The organism is Thermodesulfomicrobium thermophilum DSM 16697, assembly GCF_059568695.1.
Map to the genome: position 1 here is coordinate 123,073 of NZ_JCANTW010000016.1, position 18,492 is coordinate 141,564.

Sequence of the window (18,492 nt, forward strand, 5' to 3'; positions counted from 1 at the left end):
TCAATCCGCTTTTTATTCAATCCGCTTTAAATAGCCATCTGGCGCGACGGTGATCAACAGCTTGTGCTGGATGCTTTTGTCGATTTCGAATTCTGGATGGGTTTTCAGGTATTCCCGCACTGCTGTTTTCGGATTGTTACCGGGCCCCCAGGGGCGGTCGGGAAACATTTCCTTGGGCATGTCTTCGACGATGGTATCGAACACCACGCAATAGCTGCCAACACTGACGAGCGGCGCATAGGCCTGCAGTTCGGCCAGCACATGGGCATGGGTGTGGTTGGAATCGAGACAGACCAGCACACGCTGATAGCCCTGCGCTGCCTGCTTGACCTGCTCGATGATCTCCGGCGCAATGCTGGAACCCTGAATCATCTGAATACGCGAAGCCATCGGATGGGCCTCGATGGCGGCACGGTTGTGCGGGCGAATGTCGATATCGATGCCCAGCACCTTGCGCTTGGATTGTCTAGGGTCAAAGATGGTGCCAGTCTCAATCGCTTCGCATAGGTCAAGTAGCGCGAGCATGGAGGCACTAAAAATCAGCGAACCACCGTGAGCAATGCCGGTTTCGATGATCAGGTCTGGTTTGATCTGCCAGATGAGTTCCTGCATCGCGACGATGTCCTGGGGGTACTGAATGATAGGGCGGCCCAGCCAAGAAAAATTGTAGGAATACTTGCCCGCAAGGGACGAGTGCATGAAGGCTGCCGCATTGGACTTTAGGTCTGCGTCCTGCGCATGAGCGGCAATCCGGTCTTTTACTTCCTGCTGAAAATCACTCATGATCCACCGTTATGTAATGAAATCTATTGCGAGTCATTTCTCGGATCTCTTCGAGATAGTTGCCGTTCATCACGTAGATGTCGGTACCAGGCGCCGTCCGCTCTAGCATTTCCTCCGGCGAGGAAATGCGTAGTCCGGTGGCCGGGAGGTAACATCCCTGCTTGGCGGGATTGATGTCGACGACGCAATCGATCCTGGCTCCCGCGCGCTGCATGAAGAGGGAGAAGATCACCCCCTTCGAGGCACCGCCCCATACCACAGCCGCACCGCGGGCACGAATACGTTCGGCGAACTGGTTGATAGAGGCGGTAAAGTCGTCTGGAAGCGCGAACGGCATGCCCCGATCCTGAACTGGATCGCGCAGAGAAGCAAGGTCTGCAACGACGTAAAGGTACTGCCCACCGAAGACGTGGCCGGCTTCCAGAATGCGCCCGAACATACGCCGGAAATCGTCGAGCCGGAAATAGTTCACGTGCTCGTAGAAGACGTCGAACCAAGCACGGTGACGACAGATCCAGTCTAGGCAAGGCACTTCGATGAAGATCGTGCCCTCTCCGTCGTTCGCTTCGCGCAGCTCAGCGAGGAAGGCCACCGGGTGCGGGATGTGTTCCAGCACGTGGCGCAGCACGAGGCCCTCCCCGCGCAGACCCGCATCGCAGCTGAAGCGCCTCTTGATCACCCGGGGGTTGGCACCATCGTAGGCCGGGTCGACACCGGTGACATCAAAGCCCTTTGCCAGCAGGTGCTCGAGGAAATAGCCCTTGCCGCAGCCCACTTCAAGCAAACTTTTCCCACGAAAATGCCGTTCGATGATCGCCGTGATTTCATCCAGATGCGTGCGGAACACCGAACTCGCTGCCTGCTCGTTCTGGTAGTGGGCATCGTATTCGATCAGCTCCGGCTGGAACGCTGCGTTGTACACAAGTCCTGTGCGCGGGTCTTGTACCAGGACCAGATCACCGCGCACGCAATTCCGCGCCGCCTCAGCAGTGCGATAGATGCGGTTCTGAAAGACCGGCAACTGTTCCGCGCGATAGAGCTCCCTGTTCATTGCCTCTCCAGAATACTGTCCAGCTTGCGCCGATCGCCCCAGAAGGCCATTGGCTCGTAGTCGGGGTAGGGGTAATGACCCAGGTTGAGATCGATCGCCCAGCCATTATCGCGGATCCAGCCTTCAACTAAACGGCGTACGGAGATCGGTCGGCCCGAGCAGACGTTGACCACACCTGCATCGCAGCGGGCAAGCGCCAGAGAAACGAGCAGGCGGGCGGCCTCTTCAACGGCCAGGTAGTCGCGCAACTGCTCGCCACCGGACATATTGAAGGTTTTGTCTCCGCGCGCCACGGCCTGACGCAGCTGAGATAGGAGCGAGGTGCTGGCTTGGCCCTCCCCATAGAGGTAGAACAGCCGCGCCCAAGTCAGGGCGAAGGGCCGCGAGGTCTTGAGGAATTCCAGCTTGCGGCGCAGTGCATCCTTGGCAAAGCCATAGGCGTTTGCTGGTTTCGTCGGCAAGTCCTCGTTGAGGGGACCAGATTGCATGCCGTATTCGAAGCAGGTGCCGGCAACAATAAGGTTCTGTGTGCCTGATACGATGAGGCTCTTGAGGAAGCGGTACTGGACCGGCAGCTCTGTCTCAAAATGGTGCAACGAATGGTAATGGGGTAGCCCACTCCAGGCAAGGTGGATGACCGTCTCCGGTCGGCCGAGGCGCTCGTAGGCGTCAGCGGCATTCTCGTGAATATCTAACACAACGGACTTGTGGGCGGAACCCAGCGGAATACCAATTCCGGAACGGGAGGATGCCACCGCAGAAATACCTCGGCGCGCCAGCTCGGTGAGCACAGCGCGGCCGATGAATCCCGAGGCACCCGTAACAGCTATTCTCATGGAATCACCCTGAGCGCAGGCACAGCGATAACGAATCGCGCACCCCAGTTTTGCGCGTAGGTCATTTGCTTCGTCACTTCTTCGCGTAGGTTCCACGGTAGGATGAGTACATAGTCTGGCGCGAAATCCCGTAAAGCGCTCGGAGGGAGGATCGGAATGTGGCTGCCTGGTAAAAACTTGCCTTGCTTCGCCGGAGCGGCATCGCAGACGAAAGGCAACAGATCAGGCTTGACACCGGCATAGTTGAGTAACGTATTTCCCTTAGCAGCAGCGCCGTAGGCAGCGACTTTTTTGCCGGCGCGCTTTTGTTCGATGAGAAACTCAAGAAGATCATCTTTGATCCGCTCCGCACGGGCCTGAAAATTTTGATAGGGTTCAAGAGTTTGCAACCCACGGCGGGCCTCTTCGGCCAAAAGAGTAGCCACTGCTTGCGATTCCTTGCGCCCATCGTCGGCATGGCATCCATAGATGCGCAGACTGCCGCCGTGGGTGGGTAGCTGCTCGACATCGAAAATCCGCAAACCCGCACTTTCGAAGATGCGCTTCACGGTAAAGAGCGATAAGTAGGAAAAGTGCTCGTGGTAGATGGTGTCGAACTGACAATGTTCGATGAGCTGCATCAGGTGGGGAAACTCGAGCGTGATCGTGCCGCCTGGTTTGAGCGCGGCCTTGAGCCCACGCGTGAAGTCGTTGATGTCGGGTACATGGGCGTAGACATTATTGCCGACGATCAGGTCGGCCTGTTTGCCCTCTGCCGCTAGGCGCTTGCCCAGCGCTTCGCCAAAAAATTCGCGCAGGATTGGGATCCCTAGCTTTTCGGCAGCGGCGGCAGTGCTGGCAGTAGGTTCGATGCCCAGGCAGGGAATGCCAGCAGCGACGAAATTCTTGAGCAGGTAGCCATCGTTCGCCGCAATCTCCAACACGAAGCTGTTTTGGTCGAGCTTGAGCCTGTCGATCATTTTAGTCGCATAGCGGGCGGCGTGTGCCAGCCAACTGGCCGAGGTGCTGGAAAAATAGGCATAGTCAGCGCTGAAGAGTTCGTCTGCCTGCGCATAGTCCTCGGTCTGTACCAGCCAGCAGGCGTCACAGACCATAACACGGAGGGGAAAATATTTTTCCGGTCGGTACAGATCTGCTTCGGTCAAATAGGCATTCGACGGCGGCGCAAAGCCAAGATCGATAAACTTATGGGTGAGCGGCCTTTTGCAGTGGCGGCAATTCATAAGAGGATTCCGGAAAAGTCGGGCGTGAGCAGCGGATGGTTAGCATCCCGGACGGAGAGATCGGAGACGGGAAGGGGCCATGGAATGGCAAGGTGTGGATCGTCGCAGCGAATCCCCGCTTCTGCGGTTGGCGCATAAAAAGCGGTATGCAGGTAGAGCAGTTCGCTTGCTGCCTCCAACACCTGAAAGCCATGAGCAAAGCCTTCAGGAATAACTATCATACGGCCGTTTTCGGGCGTCAGCTCCTCGGCGTGCCAGTGAAGAAAGGTAGGGGAGTTGGCCCGCAGATCAACGGCAACATCCCACACGCGCCCTCTGAGACAGCGCACCAGCTTCATCTCGGCATGGGGCGGATACTGGAAGTGCAAACCACGCACATCACCTACCCGCTGAGTACGAGAGTGGTTGATCTGGACGATGCGGCGATCGCCCATGACTTCTGCGAGTTCGCGATCGCAATAGAAGCGGGTGAATGCGCCGCGCGGGTCAATGTGCGGTGTACTCTCAACCACCATGAGATTTGCTATCGGGGTAGGACGGATGGTCATGCTTGTGCCCATGGGAGACCTCGTTCTACTGCTGTAGCAATATACTCTGCCAGTTGTGCCCCACTGATGATTTGGCCGGTCTCCATCCAGGTGCGATACCACTCAACTGTCTTCGCCAGTGCCGTATCGAAATTCCACACTGGTTGCCACTTCAACCGACTACGTGCTTTGCTGCTGTAGAGATAGAGCAGTGTAGCCTCGTGAAGCTGTGGGTTTTCCGTAATCTGCCAGCGTAGAGCAGGCCAATGACCCGTCAGCTTGCCGAGTACCTCAGCCACTGTGCGATTGCCTTCAGGTTCGGGGCCAAAGTTCCAGGCTTCGGCAAAGGCTCTGTTACCGGCAAGCAACTGTTGTCCCAACACCAGGTAGCCACTCAAGGATTCCAGCACGTGCTGCCAGGGGCGCGTGGCTTGCGGCGAGCGAATTTGCAAGTGCTCTCTCTTGGTTACTGCGCGGATCAGATCGGGAATCAGGCGATCCTCGGACCAGTCACCCCCGCCGATGACATTGCCCGCACGCGCGGTGGCAAGCAGCACCGTGGTATCCTCATTGAAGAAGGAAGCACGGTAACTGGCAGCTACGAGTTCTGCACCAGCCTTGGAAGCGCTATAGGGATCATGGCCGCCCAAAGGGTCAATTTCACGGTAACCCCAAGTCCACTCTCGATTTTCATAGCATTTGTCAGAAGTAATGACGACGATGGCACGCACGCTCGGGGTGTGTCGGCACGCTTCCAGGAGATTTGCTGTTCCCATGACGTTAGTAGCCCATGTTGTGAGAGGCTCGCAGTATGAGCGCCGAACTAAGGGCTGCGCAGCGAGGTGAAACACAATTTCTGGTTGTGTTTCTGCAATGAGCCGAGTCATGGCTACTGCATCCCGAATGTCAGCGCGTCGGTCGTCGATCGAAAGCTCAAGTAGCTCCCAATGGGAGGGATTCGTCTCGGGATCAAGCGCAAGGCCAACTACGCGTGCGCCCAACTCTGTGAGCCATAACGTCAGCCAACTGCCCTTGAATCCGGTATGCCCAGTCACGAGGACACACTTGCCATGGTAGATATTACTGAACGGTTTCATTCCCAGCATTTCCACGGCGCTTGGCCGCTGCGCCACAACTCTTCGAGATGGTTTTTGTCCCGTAGCGTATCCATGGCCTGCCAGAAGCCGTCATGTTCGAAGGATTGCAACTCTCCTAGGGCCGCAAGTCGAGGGAGGGTATCCCCTTCAAAGGAAGTGGCATCGTTCGCAATCAGGTCGATGACCTTGGGTGACAGGACAAAAAAACCCCCATTGATCCAGGCCCCATCCCCTGGAGGTTTTTCTTGAAAGCCGCGCACGGTACAATCTTCCAGAATCAGGGCTCCATAACGTCCGGGCGGCTGCACTGCCGTAACAGTTGCCAGCTTCCCATGGTTTTTGTGATAGGCGATTTCTGCAGAGATATCGATATCGGCGACACCATCGCCGTAGGTGAAACAAAATGCAGATTCACCATACAGATAGGGAGCTACCCGTTTGAGTCGACCTCCGGTCATGGAGTGTTCGCCGGTGTCGACGAGAGTGACTTTCCATGGTTCGGCTTTGTGCTCGTGTACGATCATGGAATTGGTGCACATGTCAAAAGTGACATCAGACATGTGAAGAAAGTAGTTGGCAAAGTATTCTTTGATGACGTAGCCTTTATATCCCAGGCAGACGATGAAGTCGTTCACGCCATGGGCAGAGTAGATCTTCATGATATGCCACAGGATCGGCTTGCCGCCGATTTCGATCATCGGCTTGGGGCGCAGATGGGTTTCTTCGGAGATACGGGTGCCAAGACCACCGGCGAGGATAACGGCTTTCATGATGCTTGTCCCTCCGTGCGCTGGGGTGCCTGTGAGCATGATATCTGAACGCATAGCAAGCGAAGTGCCATCGCAAGAACGTTTGGACAGCGAAGCCGCTGGGCGTTGCAGGCGACCACATGTCTTCGTTTTTTCACCCCCGCCACGTTCCTTGATGGGCCACGAACCACGCGTAGGTCTTTTGGAGTCCTTCTTCAAAGCCAATGGCGGGGCGCCAGCCTAGGGCGGTGATGCGCGAAATATCGAGGAGTTTGCGCGGGGTGCCGTCTGGTTTGGAGGTGTCAAAAATCAGACGGCCATCAAATCCGGTGATGCGGGCCAGCATTTGCGCCAACTCCTGGATGGGGCAATCTTTGCCGGTCCCCACGTTGAGATGGCATTTTCCGGGCGGGATATGGGCCTGCCAGGTGGCTGCCGGCAGTTCCATGACAAAGCGGCAGGCGGCGGCCAGGTCGTCCACGTGGAGAAATTCCCGTCGCGGGGTCCCGCTTCCCCAGATGGTCACCGTGGGGGCTCCGGCGCGTGCGGCCTCGTGGAAGCGGCGCATGAGGGCGGGGATGACGTGGGCGTCTTGGGGATGGAAATTGTCTCCTGGCCCGTAGAGGTTGGTGGGCATGAGGCAGCGGTAATCCCGGCCGTACTGACGGTTATAGCTTTCGCAGAGCGTGATGCCTGCGATCTTGGCCACGGCGTAGGGTTCGTTGGTGGCTTCCAGGGGGCCGGAGAGGAGGGCCTCTTCGGGGATGGGTTGGGGGGCGAACTTCGGGTAGATGCACGAGGAGCCCAAAAAAAGGAGCTGTTGCACGTCGGCCATGTGGGCGGCATGGATGACGTTGCATTGGATCATCAGATTTTCATAGATGAACTGTGCCGGGTACGTACTATTGGCGAGGATGCCTCCCACCTTGGCTGCAGCGAGATAGATCTGGTCAATGCGCTCGTGGGCAAAAAAGGCGCGGACTGCACTCTGGTCCGTAAGATCGAGATCGGCATGGGTGCGGGTGATGATCTCGCAATCTCCATGGGACTCAAGTTCGCGAACGATGGCCGCGCCGACCATCCCCCGATGTCCGGCTACGTAGATGCGTTGGCTACTCATGGCGGCATAACACCTGAAAACCTGAATCCATGCACAGTTTGTCCTTGAGGGCGAGCTCCAGATCCGCCTGCACCATCTCGGTGACCAATTCCTCGAAGGAGATTTGCGGGGTCCAGCCGAGTTGCTCTTTGGCCTTGGAAGGGTCGCCGAGCAGGGTATCCACCTCGGTGGGCCGGAAATAGCGTGGATCCACGGCCACCACACAAGTCCCTACGGCGGGACGGAGCCCGTGCCATGGGGCATCGATGGGGTGCAGGCGGGCGATGGTGCCTTGCTCGTCGATACCGCTTCCTTGCCAGTGAATCTCCATGCCCAATACCGCAAAGGCCCGTTCTACGAACTCCCGCACCGAGTGCTGCTCTCCAGTGGCGATGATGTAGTCGTCGGGCTGTTCTTGCTGGAGCATCATCCATTGCATGCGCACGAAGTCTTTGGCGTGTCCCCAGTCGCGCCGGGCATCGAGGTTCCCCAAATAGAGACAGTCTTGCAGCCCCAAGGCGATGCGGGTGGCGGCGCGGGTGATTTTGCGGGTGACGAAGGTTTCGCCGCGGATGGGGGACTCGTGGTTGAAGAGGATGCCGTTGACGGCATACATGCCATAGGCCTCGCGGTAATTGACGGTGATCCAGTAGGCGTAGAGCTTGGCCACACCGTAGGGGCTGCGCGGATAGAACGGGGTGGTTTCCGTTTGCGGGGTCTGGCGCACCTTGCCAAAGAGCTCGCTGGTGGACGCCTGGTAGAAGCGGGTGTGGTCCTTGAGATTCAGGATGCGCAGCGCTTCCAGCAGTCGGAGGGTACCCAGCGCATCGGCATTGGCCGTGTATTCCGGGGTCTCGAAGGATACCTGGACGTGCGACTGGGCGCCGAGGTTGTAGATTTCGTGCGGTTGGACCTCTTGAATGACGCGGATGAGGTTGGTGGCGTCGGTGAGGTCGCCGTAGTGGAGGATGAAGCGGCGATCCGGGGCGTGGGGGTCCTGGTAGAGATGGTCCACGCGGTCGGTGTTGAAGAGGGATGCCCGGCGCTTGATGCCGTGGACCTCGTAGCCTTTTTCCAGCAAAAACTCGGCGAGATAGGCGCCGTCTTGGCCGGTGATGCCGGTGATGAGTGCTCGTTTCATGATCCCTTCCTTAGGTTCGCAGCCCCTTTTGCAAGTGGCGAGCCACGTTCAGGGTCACAGGCCGTTTTCGTCCCAGATCCCTCCGTATACTTCCACAGTGGAAGTCACCTGGGGGATGAGGTCCAGGAGGAGGCTGGGGTCGAAGCCTTTGGGCAGCGGCGTGGTCCAGAAGTCCGGGGGTGCGTCGGGAAAGAAGCTCAGGCCTGCCTGGATGGCCATATAGGTGCCGAGGCGCAGGAGCATGCGCACGTGGTCTGCGTCCGGCGGTGGGGAGAGGAGGTTTTCCGTGCAGTGCACGGCGAGTTCGGGAAAGTACCAGGCCCGCAGGAGGTTTGCCCCAGCCAGGGTGTGATCCCATCCGCCAAAGAGCTGCTGCTGGCGCTCCATGAGTTCGGGCATGGAGGCGGGCGGCGGGGTGAGCATCTGGCCGAAGGCGTCGGGAAAATTGTGCAGCAGGACGAGAAAGCCGATGGTATGGAGCGCCGCCAGCGGCGTCAGTACGGCGAATTCCTCTTGGGTGAGGCGGAAGTATGGGCCAAGGTGCATCTGCAGCAGTTCCACCGCCACGGATGTCCCCAGGCTTTGGGCCCACAGCTGGTGGAGGATGGTTTCGTGCTCGGGGTTTGGACTTGAGAAGGCGTCGTGCAGCACCGTAAAGTAGAAAATCTTTTGGAATTCTTTGCGCCCCATGCGGATGATGGCGTCCTGCACATCGGTGATGGGGCGCAGGGGCATGAGGAACGGGGAGTTGGCATAGGCGAGCACGCGGGCGGTGAGCACCGGGTCGAGGCGGACGATGGCGGCGATCTCCGCAATTTCACTGTCCTCGCGGCCCAGGGCCTGGATGAGTTCCAGGGCCGTTGGGCGCATGGCCGGCAGGTGCAAATCCAGGGCGGCAGGGATGAGGATACTCATGGCCGTGCTCCAAGGCTGATGAACAAGGCGTTCCTCTGGTGTCAGAGGGGAAATGGTACGCTTTGGCGACGCTGCCGTGTAGAGTCTTGGCGGCAATTGCGGGAAAAATCAATGCTGCGGTGCAGGGGGATGGAATCGCGGGCGCCGTGCCAGAAGTGTGGCCCCCACCAGGGCGGTGCACGGGGCCACGAGCACCATGCCGAAGCTTCCGACCACGGTGCGCAGGACCTCGGCCGCCACGTAGGCGCTGTTCATGATGACCGGCAGGGGGATGCCTTGGGTCATGAGCAGCATGAGCAGGGCCGTGGCCGTGCCGGAATAGGCAAGAAGCAGGGTGGTGGTCATGGTTCCCACCACGGCTTGCCCCACGCGCAGCCCGGAGCGCAAGAGCTGGCCGAAGGTGAGGGAGGGGTTGACGGCAGCCACCTCGGCCATGCTGGTGGCCACGTCCATGGCCAGGTCCATGACCGCGCCGGAACAGGCCAGAAAGATGGCGGCAAGGAAGATTTGGGTGAGGTCGAGGTGCCCCAAGCCCATGTGCAGCAAGGTCTCGGAGAAAGGAAGCACGCTGCCGTGCACCCGGAAGGCGGCGCCAAAAAAGAGCGCCATGGCGCAGGTGGCCAGGATCCCCAAAAGCGATCCGAGAAAGGCTACAGCCCCCCGGCGGGAAAGCCCGGCCACGAGGAAGATGATGGCCGCCAGGAGTACCGTGGTGACCAAGAGGGTCACGAAAACGGGGTCCCAGCCGGAAAGCAGTGCCGGCACCAGGAGTTTCCAGAGGGCATAGGCGGAAAATACGAAGGAAAGGAGCGCCTTGGCCCCGGTCCAGCCGGCAAAGGCAAGGAGCGCCAGGGCAAAGAGGCCAAAGAGCGCAAGTTCCACGTCCAGGCGGTAGAAGTCGTGGGCCACGGCCACACTGATGTCGCCCTGGTCATCGAGGGTGAGCACCGTCAGGACGCGGTCACCCACGTGGAAGCGCTTGTCGAGCTCCAGCTTGCCGAGGATTTCGTTATGCGCGGTGACCGTGCGGCCGGCAAAGGGGCCGTCCAGAAGCTCCACGGTCACGGACTGGATGCCTATGGTCACGGGCCCGAGAGTGCGGACCCGGCTGTCGTCGGTGGCGATGACCTTGCCTTGGCAGCGGGCGCTTCGGGTCGGGCCGCGGGAGTCGAACCCCGTGGGCAGGAGGTGGAGCACCAAGGTTGCCAGGGCGATGACCAGACAGAACAGGCGGTCGCGGCGGGTGGAGCGCATGGGGTGGAAGGCGGGCCCGGAATGGGCGGGTTTCCGGGCCCGCGGCATAGGGGTGTTAGCGGGTGGCCACGGCCTTGGAGAGGCCAAGGGCGCGGGTGAATTTGTCGAAGAAGGCGGTGTTGTCGTAGTAGCCGGCAAAAGCCTCGGCGCCGACGCCCGTGGCAGCGGTGATGACCGGTACCCCGGTGTGCGAATACGAGGTCCAGCCGATGCCGGCCTTGGCGTTGAGGATATGGGTGAGGGTCACGGTGAAGGGCTCATAGCTGCCGTAGAGCAGATAGTCGCGGGTGCCGGTCTCTGCCTTCTGGTTCTGCATGCTGCGGGCAAAGGCGGCCTTGAGGTCGGCGAGTTCGTAGTCCTTGAGGTAGAGGTCGTACTTGCCTTTGACCTGCTTGGCGTATTCCTTGTCCGAGGCCGCCTTGGTTATGTCCGCCATCTCTGCGGCCGTGGGCACTTTGAGGCCGAAGTGGGCGGTGATGAGCTCCGCTGCTTCCTCGAAGCTCCCTTGGGGATGCGCCTTGCGCCAGGCGTCGAAAATTTCGTCGAAGGCCACGTACGAGACCTTCTGTTGGGTGAGGTTCTTGAGATAGGTGGCGTACTTGGTGCCCGCAAAGCCAATGGACATGCCGCCGGTCTCGTGGTCGCCGGTGACCACGATGAGAGTTTCCTTGGGGTGTTTGGCGGCGAATTCCAGGGCCTTGTCCACGGCCTTTTCGAAGGCGAGCATGTCGTGGATGGCGCTGGCGGCGTCGTTGGCATGGCAGGCCCAGTCCACCTTGCCGCTTTCCACCATCAGGAAAAAGCCCTTGGGATTGTCGAGCATTGCGATCCCCTTGGCGGTGAGATCCGCCAGGGTGAGATCTTCGGGCTTCGTGTCGATGCTGTAGGGCATGGCCGCCTCGTCCTGCAGGCGCGGTGCGATCACCACCGCCTTGGTACCGGGTGTGAGGGCTGCAAATCCCTGACGGTCGCGCACGATGGCGTATCCCGCCTTGGCGATGGCATCGAAGACGTTTGCTTTGGGGCCGTCGCCCTTGGCCTTCTTGCCTTCGGGGTCCAGCAGGCCGCCGCCGGCAAAGTAGTCGAAGCCGCTTTGGGCGAGTTCCAGGCCGATTTCGTAATAGTTCTTGCGGCTTGGCTGATGGGCGTAGAAGGCGGCTGGAGTCGCGTGGTCCAGAGAGACGGTGGAGACGATGCCCACCTTGAAGCCGGCCGCCTTGGCCATCTCGGCGAAGGTGCGCACAGGCTTGCCCTCCGGGTCCACCCCGAGGCCGGCGTTGTAGGTTTTCACGCCACAGGCCATGGCCGTGGCCGCAGCCGCGGAGTCGGTGATGAGGCTTTCGCTGGAGTAGGTGGTGGTCAGTCCCTGTGCGGGGAACTGGGTGAAGTTGAGCTGCTCGATGCCGGGTTGCGCGGTTTTCCCAGCGAGCAGTGCCTTATAGGCCTCGGTGACGTTGATTTGCGAGGCGCTCATGCCATCGCCGATGAAAAGGAACACATACTTGGCCTGGCCCGCCATGGCTGCGGTGCACACCAGCACCTGGAGCAGCAGGGCGCAGAAGAGGCGGGCGGCTGCCTGGGACCAGAGGGAAGAACGCATGGAAACCTCCTGGAAGAAATGGTGGCAACAACGCCGCCCCCCCTTAAGGGCAGGCTTGTGGCGCCGGGGTGGCGGTTTGGAGACGTTCGTGCAACAAAAAACCCGGCCTTGGGCCGGGTTCAGGGGCGCGCTAGGATTTGCGCACGCTCTTGTTGATGGTTTCCATGAGCTGGGCCACCACCTCGGGGTGCTGCTGGTCTCCGCCGGCGGCCTTGGGCCAGCGCAGGCGATGGTAGGAGATGGTCGCCTTGGCGGCCAATTGGTGGACACGGGAGATGAGGACCTCTATGGTCTCTTCCGACAGGAAGACGTGGCCGCAGGCTTCGCACTGCAGGGCCGGGACTTCCTCGAAGCAGAAAAGCTGGTTGCGGCATTCCATCTGATGGTTGACCAAGGCTTCGTGCATTTCCTGGCCGCATTTGACGCATTGCATGGCGTTTCCTCCTGGGCGAAAATGGGAAATGGTTGTGTAATGCCGGCAGTAGGCCTTGGCAAGCGCTCCGCTTGTGGGAAACAATAAAATTCAATATATTTGGAGGTATTATGCGCGTTGGTTGGATTGGCGCCGGTGTCATGGGGCGTTCCATGTGCGGCCATGTGCTCCGGGCGGGACACGAGGTGTACGTGTATACCCGCACCAAGGCGTCGGCTGACGGCTTGGTGGCCGCGGGCGCGCATTGGTGCGCCTCTCCGGCTGAGGTGGCCCAAAAGAGCGAGGTGGTGGTGAGTATCGTGGGCTACCCCCACGATGTGCGCGCCATTTACCTGGAAGATGGGGGCATTGTGGCCAATGCCGCACCGGGATCTGTGCTGGTGGACATGACGACATCAAGTCCGTCCTTGGCGCAGGAGATCGCGGCCGCGGCAGCCGTCCGTGGCATCGACGCCCTGGACGCCCCGGTGTCCGGGGGCGATGTGGGGGCGCGCAACGCCACGCTCTCCATCATGGTGGGCGGCGAGGCCCAGGCCCTGGAGCGGGTGCGGCCTATCTTGTCCTGCATGGGTTCCACCATCCGCCACATGGGGCCGGCAGGGGCGGGGCAGCACACCAAGGTGTGCAACCAGATGCTCATCGCCGGGACCATGATCGGCATGGTGGAGTCGCTCCTCTACGCCGTATCCGCCGGGCTTTCCATGGAAGATGTCATTGCCGTCATCGGCAGTGGCGCCGCGGGCTGCTGGTCCGTGAACAACCTCGGGCCGCGCATCGCCCGGGGGGACTTCGATCCCGGGTTTTTCGTCAAGCATTTTGTCAAGGACATGGGCATTGCCCTGGAGGAATGTCGACGCATGGGGCTTTTCGTCCCGGGTCTTGCCCTGGTGGAACAGCTCTATCAGGCCGCCATGGCGCAAGGATATGCCCATTTGGGGACCCAGTCGCTGTACAAGGTGCTGTGCGCCATGAGCGGCCGCCGGGAAGACGGCGGCAAATAAGAGGACGCCCATGCGCTGGATATGGATCGTGGTGCTGCTTGTTTGCAGTGTTCCGGCACGCGCCAGTGATATCCGCAATATCCTGTTTCTCAATTCTTACCACAGTGGATACACGTGGTCGGACACCATCATGGACGGCGCCCGGCAGACGCTTCTGGCAGCGCGCAAGGATGTCTATATCCAGATGGAGTTCATGGATACCAAACGCTTTGCCGATGCCCGGCATCTGGAAGAGCTGTACCAATATTACCGCTCCAAGTTCGCGGGGATCACGTTTGATGTGATCCTCGCTTCCGACAATGCGGCCTACGATTTTGTCCAGCGCTACGGCGATGAACTCTTTCCCGGCACACCAGTGGTCTTTTGCGGGGTGAACGATGTCGCCCCCCGGGAGGTCCTGCATCGGGAGCGCACCACGGGCGTGCTCGAAGAATTCGACATGGAGGCCAATCTGCGCCTCATGCGGGAGCTTTTTCCCGATCGGCACCGCTTGGTGGTCATTGGGGACCAAAGTGTCACCGGCGTGGCCATTGCCAACCAGGTCCGCGCGGGTTTTACCCGCAACGCCATTCCCATGGAGGTGGAATTCTGGGCGGAATACACCCTGGAGGACCTGCTGGCGCGCATCCGCCTGCGCGCCGCAGACAGCGTGTTCTTTTTTATCCCATTTTACAAAGTCATTGGAAATTCGGTATATTCTGCCCAGGACCTTTTGCGCATCGTGTGGCAGCAGACACGGGCTCCCTTTTTCAGCGCCTGGAATTTTCTCCTGGGCTACGGCCTTGTGGGCGGAAAGCTTTTGGATGGCTTTGCCCATGGGGCCCAGGCCGCTCAGATGGTCCTGCGGATCTTGGATGGCGAGAGCCCGGCGCGCATCCCGGTCGTTTCCAGTACCACGGACCGCTACCGCTTCGACTACCGCATCCTTCAAGAGCTGGCCATCGGCACGGACCGCTTGCCTGCGGAAAGCGAGCTCATCAACGAGCCGCCGACATTCTACTCCATTGATCGCCGCCAATTTTGGACCATCATCGTCTCCTTGGTGACCCTCCTCTTCATTCTGGTGCTGTTGGTGGTGAACATCCTGGAGCGCCGCCAGGCGGAGCGGCGGCTGCGTGAGCAGGTGGCCTTTCTTGGTACGCTCATGCGGGCCCTGCCGCTTCCCATCTACATCACCGACGCCCAGGGCGCCATTCAGGCGGTGAATCCGGCCTTTGAGACCTGGTTCGGGGTGGATGCGGCAAATCTCGAGGACTTGCGGCCGGACGTGCGTGAGCAACTGACGGAGCCGCGCTTTGCGCCGTACGAAACCGAGCTCCCTTACCATGACGGTTCCCCGCATTCGGTGGTGCTCCACAAGGCCACGGCGGCCACGGCGAACCTGGGGATTGTGGGCGCGATTCACGACATCACCGAGCGCAAACGCGCGGAAAACGACCTGCGTCTGGCGGAGGAAAAGTACCGCGGCATCTTCGAGAACTCGGCCCTGGGCATCTTCCGCACCACCCCTGACGGCCGCTGGCTGGACGCCAACCCTGCCTTGGCGCGCATGCTCGGCTACGCGTCGGCGGCAGATCTCATGCTCGATCATCCCAACATCGCCTCCCTCTATTTGGCCGAGGAAGACCGCCGTCGCATCGTGGAACTCTACCAGCGCTCCCACGGCTTGGTGGAGGCGGAGATCCAGTTCCGCCACCGTCATGGCGAAGTCATCATCGCCAACCTCAACGCCCGGTCCGTGCGCCGCGAGGATGGCTCCATTTCCCACTTCGAAGGCTTCCTCGAGGACGTCACGGCCAAGAAGGCCGCAGAGCGGGCCTTGGCCGCCTCGGAGGAGATGCTCCAACTGGTGCTCAATACCATTCCCCAATTGGTGGACTGGAAGGACCGGTCGCTGCGCTTTTTGGGCGCCAACCGCCGGTTTCTCCAATTCATGGGGCTTTCCGAGGTGGGCGAACTCGTGGGGCGCACGTACCGGGAGGTGGCTACGGATCCTTCGTGGGTGGAAGTGGTGGACGAACTCGACCGCCAGGTCATGGAATCGGGTCAGCCGCTCTACGGGGTACGGCGGCAGACTCGAAACGCCGCCGGCGAGGAAGTGGTCCTTTTGGTGAGCAAGGTGCCGCTGCACGATGTCCGGGGCCAGACCGTGGGAGTGCTCAGTACGGCGGAAGACGTCACCGCCGTGGCCCGGCTGGAGCGCCAGCTCATGCAATCCCAAAAAATGGAGGCCATCGGCACGCTCGCCGGTGGTATTGCCCATGATTTCAATAATATTCTTACCTCCATCATGAACTCCACCGAGCTTGCCCTGGAAGACGTGCCTGCCGGTTCCTTGGTTTCCCAAGATCTGGAGCGGAGCCTACGCGCCGCGCAGCGGGGCAGCCGGCTGGTCAAGCAGCTTTTGGCCTTCAGTCGGCCGTCCAAGGAGGGGTTTGAGCCCACGGACGTGCGCGAGGTGGTGGCGGAATGCGTGGCTTTGGTGCGGGCGTCGGTGCCGCGTACCATCACGGTGGAATCGCATCTTGAAGAGGACGTCCCCTTGTGTTTGGCCGACCCCACCGGAGTGCACCAGGTGGTTATGAATCTTCTGACCAATGCCTACCAGGCCATCGGCAGCCGGACAGGGCATATCGCCGTGGGCGTGCGGCGTTGCTTTCTCGACGCCGCGGCCGCGGTCCCGCTGGGAGTGGACGAGGGGTCCTATGTGGTGCTCTGGGTGCGTGACGATGGTCCGGGGCTTGCGCCGGAGATCGTGGACAAGATCTTCGATCCCTTCTTCACCACCAAGGGCAAGGGTGAGGGGACGGGCCTGGGGCTTGCCGTGGTGCACGGGATCGTGCGCAATCACCGCGGGGCCATCCAGGTGCAGAGTACCCCGTATGTGGCCACGGAGTTTGCGGTATTCTTGCCTTCCCTGGGGGATGTGTGTCTGTTGGAGAGTGCGCGGCCGTCTCAGAAAATCCAGGGCTCGGAGACCGTGGTCTTTGTGGAGGACGACGAAGACCAGCTCCACGTCATCCCGCGCATGCTCCAGCAATTGGGCTACACCGTCCATGCCTTTGCCGACGGGGCGAGCGCCCTTGCCGCCTTGCGTCAGGGGCTTTCCGCCCAGGTGGTGGTGACGGACTTCGACATGCCGCAGATGACGGGGGTGGAGCTGGCGCGCTCACTTTTCGAGGCAGGATTGCGGCTTCCGGTCATCTTGATTTCCGGGCGCATTCAAGAAAAACACCCGGCCTTTGCGCACGTGGAAACCGTGCTTCCCAAACCGTACAACCGTGAACAATTGGCCGGAGCCATCCGGCGGGCTGTGGAGCGAGAGAGATCATGGCCGTAGTGTTGATCGTCGACGATGACATTCAGGTGCGCGAGACCCTCGGCAGTCTGGCGCGGCGCATGGGGCACACGTGTCTGCATGCCGCCACCTTGGCCGAGGGACGGGAGGCGTTGCAAGGCCACCCGGTGGACGTGGTGTTTCTCGATGTGTGCCTGCCCGACGGCAATGGTTTGGACATGCTTGCGTATGTGCGCGCCGCGTCGCAGCCGCCGGAAGTCATCATCCTTACGGGTCAGGGCGACCCGGACGGCGCGGAGCTGGCCATCCAGAGCGGGGTGTGGGATTATCTCATCAAACCCTCGCCGCTCAAGCAGATCCGCCTTTCCCTGAACCGCGCCCTGGCGTACCGGGAGGAAAAGCTTGCCAAGGCAGCGCCCGAGCTGGACCTCTCGGGCCTGGTGGGCGAAAGCCTCTTGGTGCGGGAAAGCTGCGCCTGCGTTGCCCAGGCCAGCCGCACCGATGCCACGGTACTCATCACCGGCGAGACCGGCACCGGCAAGGAGCTCCTTGCCCGCATCATCCACCGCAACAGCCTGCGCGCCAGCGGCCAATTCGTGGTGGTGGACTGCGCCGCGCTTACGGAAACGCTTCTCGAAAGCATCCTCTTTGGGCACGCCAAGGGCGCCTTTACCGGCGCGGAGCGGGACCGGGTGGGCCTGGTGCAATTGGCGGACAAGGGCACGCTGTTTCTGGATGAGATCGGCGAACTTCCCCTGTCGGCCCAGAAGGTCTTCTTGCGGGTGCTCCAGGAGCGCACCTTCCGGCCGGTGGGTTCGACCCAGGAGATGCGCAGCGATTTTCGTCTCATCTGCGCCACCAACCGCAATCTGGAGACCATGGTGGCGCGGGGACAGTTCCGCCAGGATCTCTTCTACCGCATCAATACCGTGCATGTGAGCTTGCCGCCGCTGCGCCACCGCGGCGAGGACGTCATCATCCTCGCCCAGTACCATTTGGAGCGTTTGTGTCGGCAACGCAATGTCCCCCTCAAGACCATGGACGCGAGCTTCGTGGACATGCTGCTGCGCTACGATTGGCCCGGCAACGTGCGCGAACTCTTCAATACCGTGGAGCAGGCCTTTGTGATGGCCGGGGGCGAGTCCGTGGTGTACGCCCGTCATCTGCCGGCAGCGGTGCGTATCCGCGTGACCCGCTCCCGCATCCAGGAGCGTGCGGCCGTGGAGGAGGCCCCGACGTCAGGGTGGGCGGAGGGCTTGCCTTCCCTCAAGGAGTGGAAGCGCCGCGCCGAGCGCGATTATTTGGTGCGCCTGCTTGAGGCCCATGGGCGGGACATCGGCCGCCTCCAGGCCGTCTCCGGGCTGTCGCGCTCCCACCTCTATGCGGTGTTGAAGAAGCACGGGTTGGACCTGCCCCCCGCCTAAACAGCACCGCCGCGGCGTTTGCCGTTTACAACCGCGCCCCTCTTGCCTACAAACCCCCATC

General features: G+C 60.7%; 16 protein-coding genes. 3 read left to right on the forward strand and 13 right to left on the reverse strand.

The window, feature by feature from the left end; genetic code table 11:
* Window positions 1-12 precede the first annotated feature (12 nt).
* The 13 genes from BR00_RS09865 to BR00_RS09925 form a co-directional block, all read right to left on the reverse strand.
* Window positions 13-783 (reverse strand): cephalosporin hydroxylase family protein, encoded by a 771-nt coding sequence (locus BR00_RS09865; protein WP_496477426.1) that lies wholly within the window; start codon window positions 781-783, stop codon window positions 13-15.
* On the reverse strand, window positions 776-1,834 hold the full coding sequence (locus BR00_RS09870) for a class I SAM-dependent methyltransferase (protein WP_496477427.1): 1,059 nt from the start codon (window positions 1,832-1,834) through the stop codon (window positions 776-778). The genes BR00_RS09865 and BR00_RS09870 overlap by 8 nt, the downstream gene beginning before the upstream one ends.
* Window positions 1,831-2,670: an NAD-dependent epimerase/dehydratase family protein gene (locus BR00_RS09875; RefSeq protein WP_496477428.1), complete on the reverse strand. Its 840-nt coding sequence runs from the start codon at window positions 2,668-2,670 to the stop codon at window positions 1,831-1,833. The genes BR00_RS09870 and BR00_RS09875 overlap by 4 nt, the downstream gene beginning before the upstream one ends.
* Window positions 2,667-3,893 carry a methyltransferase domain-containing protein gene (locus BR00_RS09880; protein WP_496477429.1) on the reverse strand — a complete coding sequence of 409 codons (1,227 nt, stop codon included), beginning with the start codon at window positions 3,891-3,893 and terminating at the stop codon, window positions 2,667-2,669. Before BR00_RS09880 ends, BR00_RS09875 begins: the two co-directional genes overlap by 4 nt.
* Complete coding sequence (rfbC, locus tag BR00_RS09885) at window positions 3,890-4,453, reverse strand: dTDP-4-dehydrorhamnose 3,5-epimerase (RefSeq protein ID WP_496477430.1); 564 nt, start codon at window positions 4,451-4,453, stop codon at window positions 3,890-3,892. Before rfbC ends, BR00_RS09880 begins: the two co-directional genes overlap by 4 nt.
* Entirely contained in the window at window positions 4,438-5,517 is a 1,080-nt protein-coding gene (gene rfbG, locus BR00_RS09890) for a CDP-glucose 4,6-dehydratase (RefSeq protein WP_496477431.1), read from the reverse strand. The genes rfbC and rfbG overlap by 16 nt, the downstream gene beginning before the upstream one ends.
* Complete coding sequence (gene rfbF, locus BR00_RS09895; protein WP_496477432.1) at window positions 5,514-6,287, reverse strand: glucose-1-phosphate cytidylyltransferase; 774 nt, start codon at window positions 6,285-6,287, stop codon at window positions 5,514-5,516. The genes rfbG and rfbF overlap by 4 nt, the downstream gene beginning before the upstream one ends.
* Window positions 6,288-6,420: 133 nt before the next feature.
* Window positions 6,421-7,386: a GDP-L-fucose synthase gene (fcl, locus tag BR00_RS09900; protein WP_496477433.1), complete on the reverse strand. Its 966-nt coding sequence runs from the start codon at window positions 7,384-7,386 to the stop codon at window positions 6,421-6,423.
* Complete coding sequence (gene gmd, locus BR00_RS09905; protein ID WP_496477434.1) at window positions 7,379-8,506, reverse strand: GDP-mannose 4,6-dehydratase; 1,128 nt, start codon at window positions 8,504-8,506, stop codon at window positions 7,379-7,381. The genes fcl and gmd overlap by 8 nt, the downstream gene beginning before the upstream one ends.
* Window positions 8,507-8,560: 54 nt before the next feature.
* The gene (locus BR00_RS09910; RefSeq protein WP_496477435.1) at window positions 8,561-9,421 is read right to left on the reverse strand and encodes an HDOD domain-containing protein; all 861 of its coding nucleotides are present in this window, start codon (window positions 9,419-9,421) and stop codon (window positions 8,561-8,563) included.
* A 108-nt stretch (window positions 9,422-9,529) separates the two neighbouring features.
* Complete coding sequence (locus tag BR00_RS09915; protein ID WP_496477436.1) at window positions 9,530-10,675, reverse strand: YibE/F family protein; 1,146 nt, start codon at window positions 10,673-10,675, stop codon at window positions 9,530-9,532.
* Between the two features lie 55 nt (window positions 10,676-10,730).
* A complete protein-coding gene (locus BR00_RS09920) occupies window positions 10,731-12,275 on the reverse strand; it encodes an alkaline phosphatase (RefSeq protein WP_496477437.1) in 1,545 nt (514 codons plus the stop codon).
* Between the two features lie 130 nt (window positions 12,276-12,405).
* Window positions 12,406-12,708, reverse strand: a complete 303-nt coding sequence (locus tag BR00_RS09925) for a YgiT-type zinc finger protein (RefSeq protein WP_496477438.1) — start codon at window positions 12,706-12,708, stop codon at window positions 12,406-12,408.
* 110 nt (window positions 12,709-12,818) lie between these two features.
* On the opposite strand from BR00_RS09925, the gene BR00_RS09930 reads away from it, so the two are divergent.
* From BR00_RS09930 to BR00_RS09940, 3 genes are read left to right on the forward strand one after another with little or no spacing between them, the layout of a single operon-like run.
* Window positions 12,819-13,709 carry an NAD(P)-dependent oxidoreductase gene (locus BR00_RS09930; protein WP_496477439.1) on the forward strand — a complete coding sequence of 297 codons (891 nt, stop codon included), beginning with the start codon at window positions 12,819-12,821 and terminating at the stop codon, window positions 13,707-13,709.
* Between the two features lie 10 nt (window positions 13,710-13,719).
* Complete coding sequence (locus tag BR00_RS09935) at window positions 13,720-17,049, forward strand: hybrid sensor histidine kinase/response regulator (RefSeq protein ID WP_496477440.1); 3,330 nt, start codon at window positions 13,720-13,722, stop codon at window positions 17,047-17,049.
* On the forward strand, window positions 17,040-18,431 hold the full coding sequence (locus BR00_RS09940) for a sigma-54-dependent transcriptional regulator (protein WP_496477441.1): 1,392 nt from the start codon (window positions 17,040-17,042) through the stop codon (window positions 18,429-18,431). Before BR00_RS09935 ends, BR00_RS09940 begins: the two co-directional genes overlap by 10 nt.
* The last annotated feature ends 61 nt before the right edge of the window (window positions 18,432-18,492 follow it).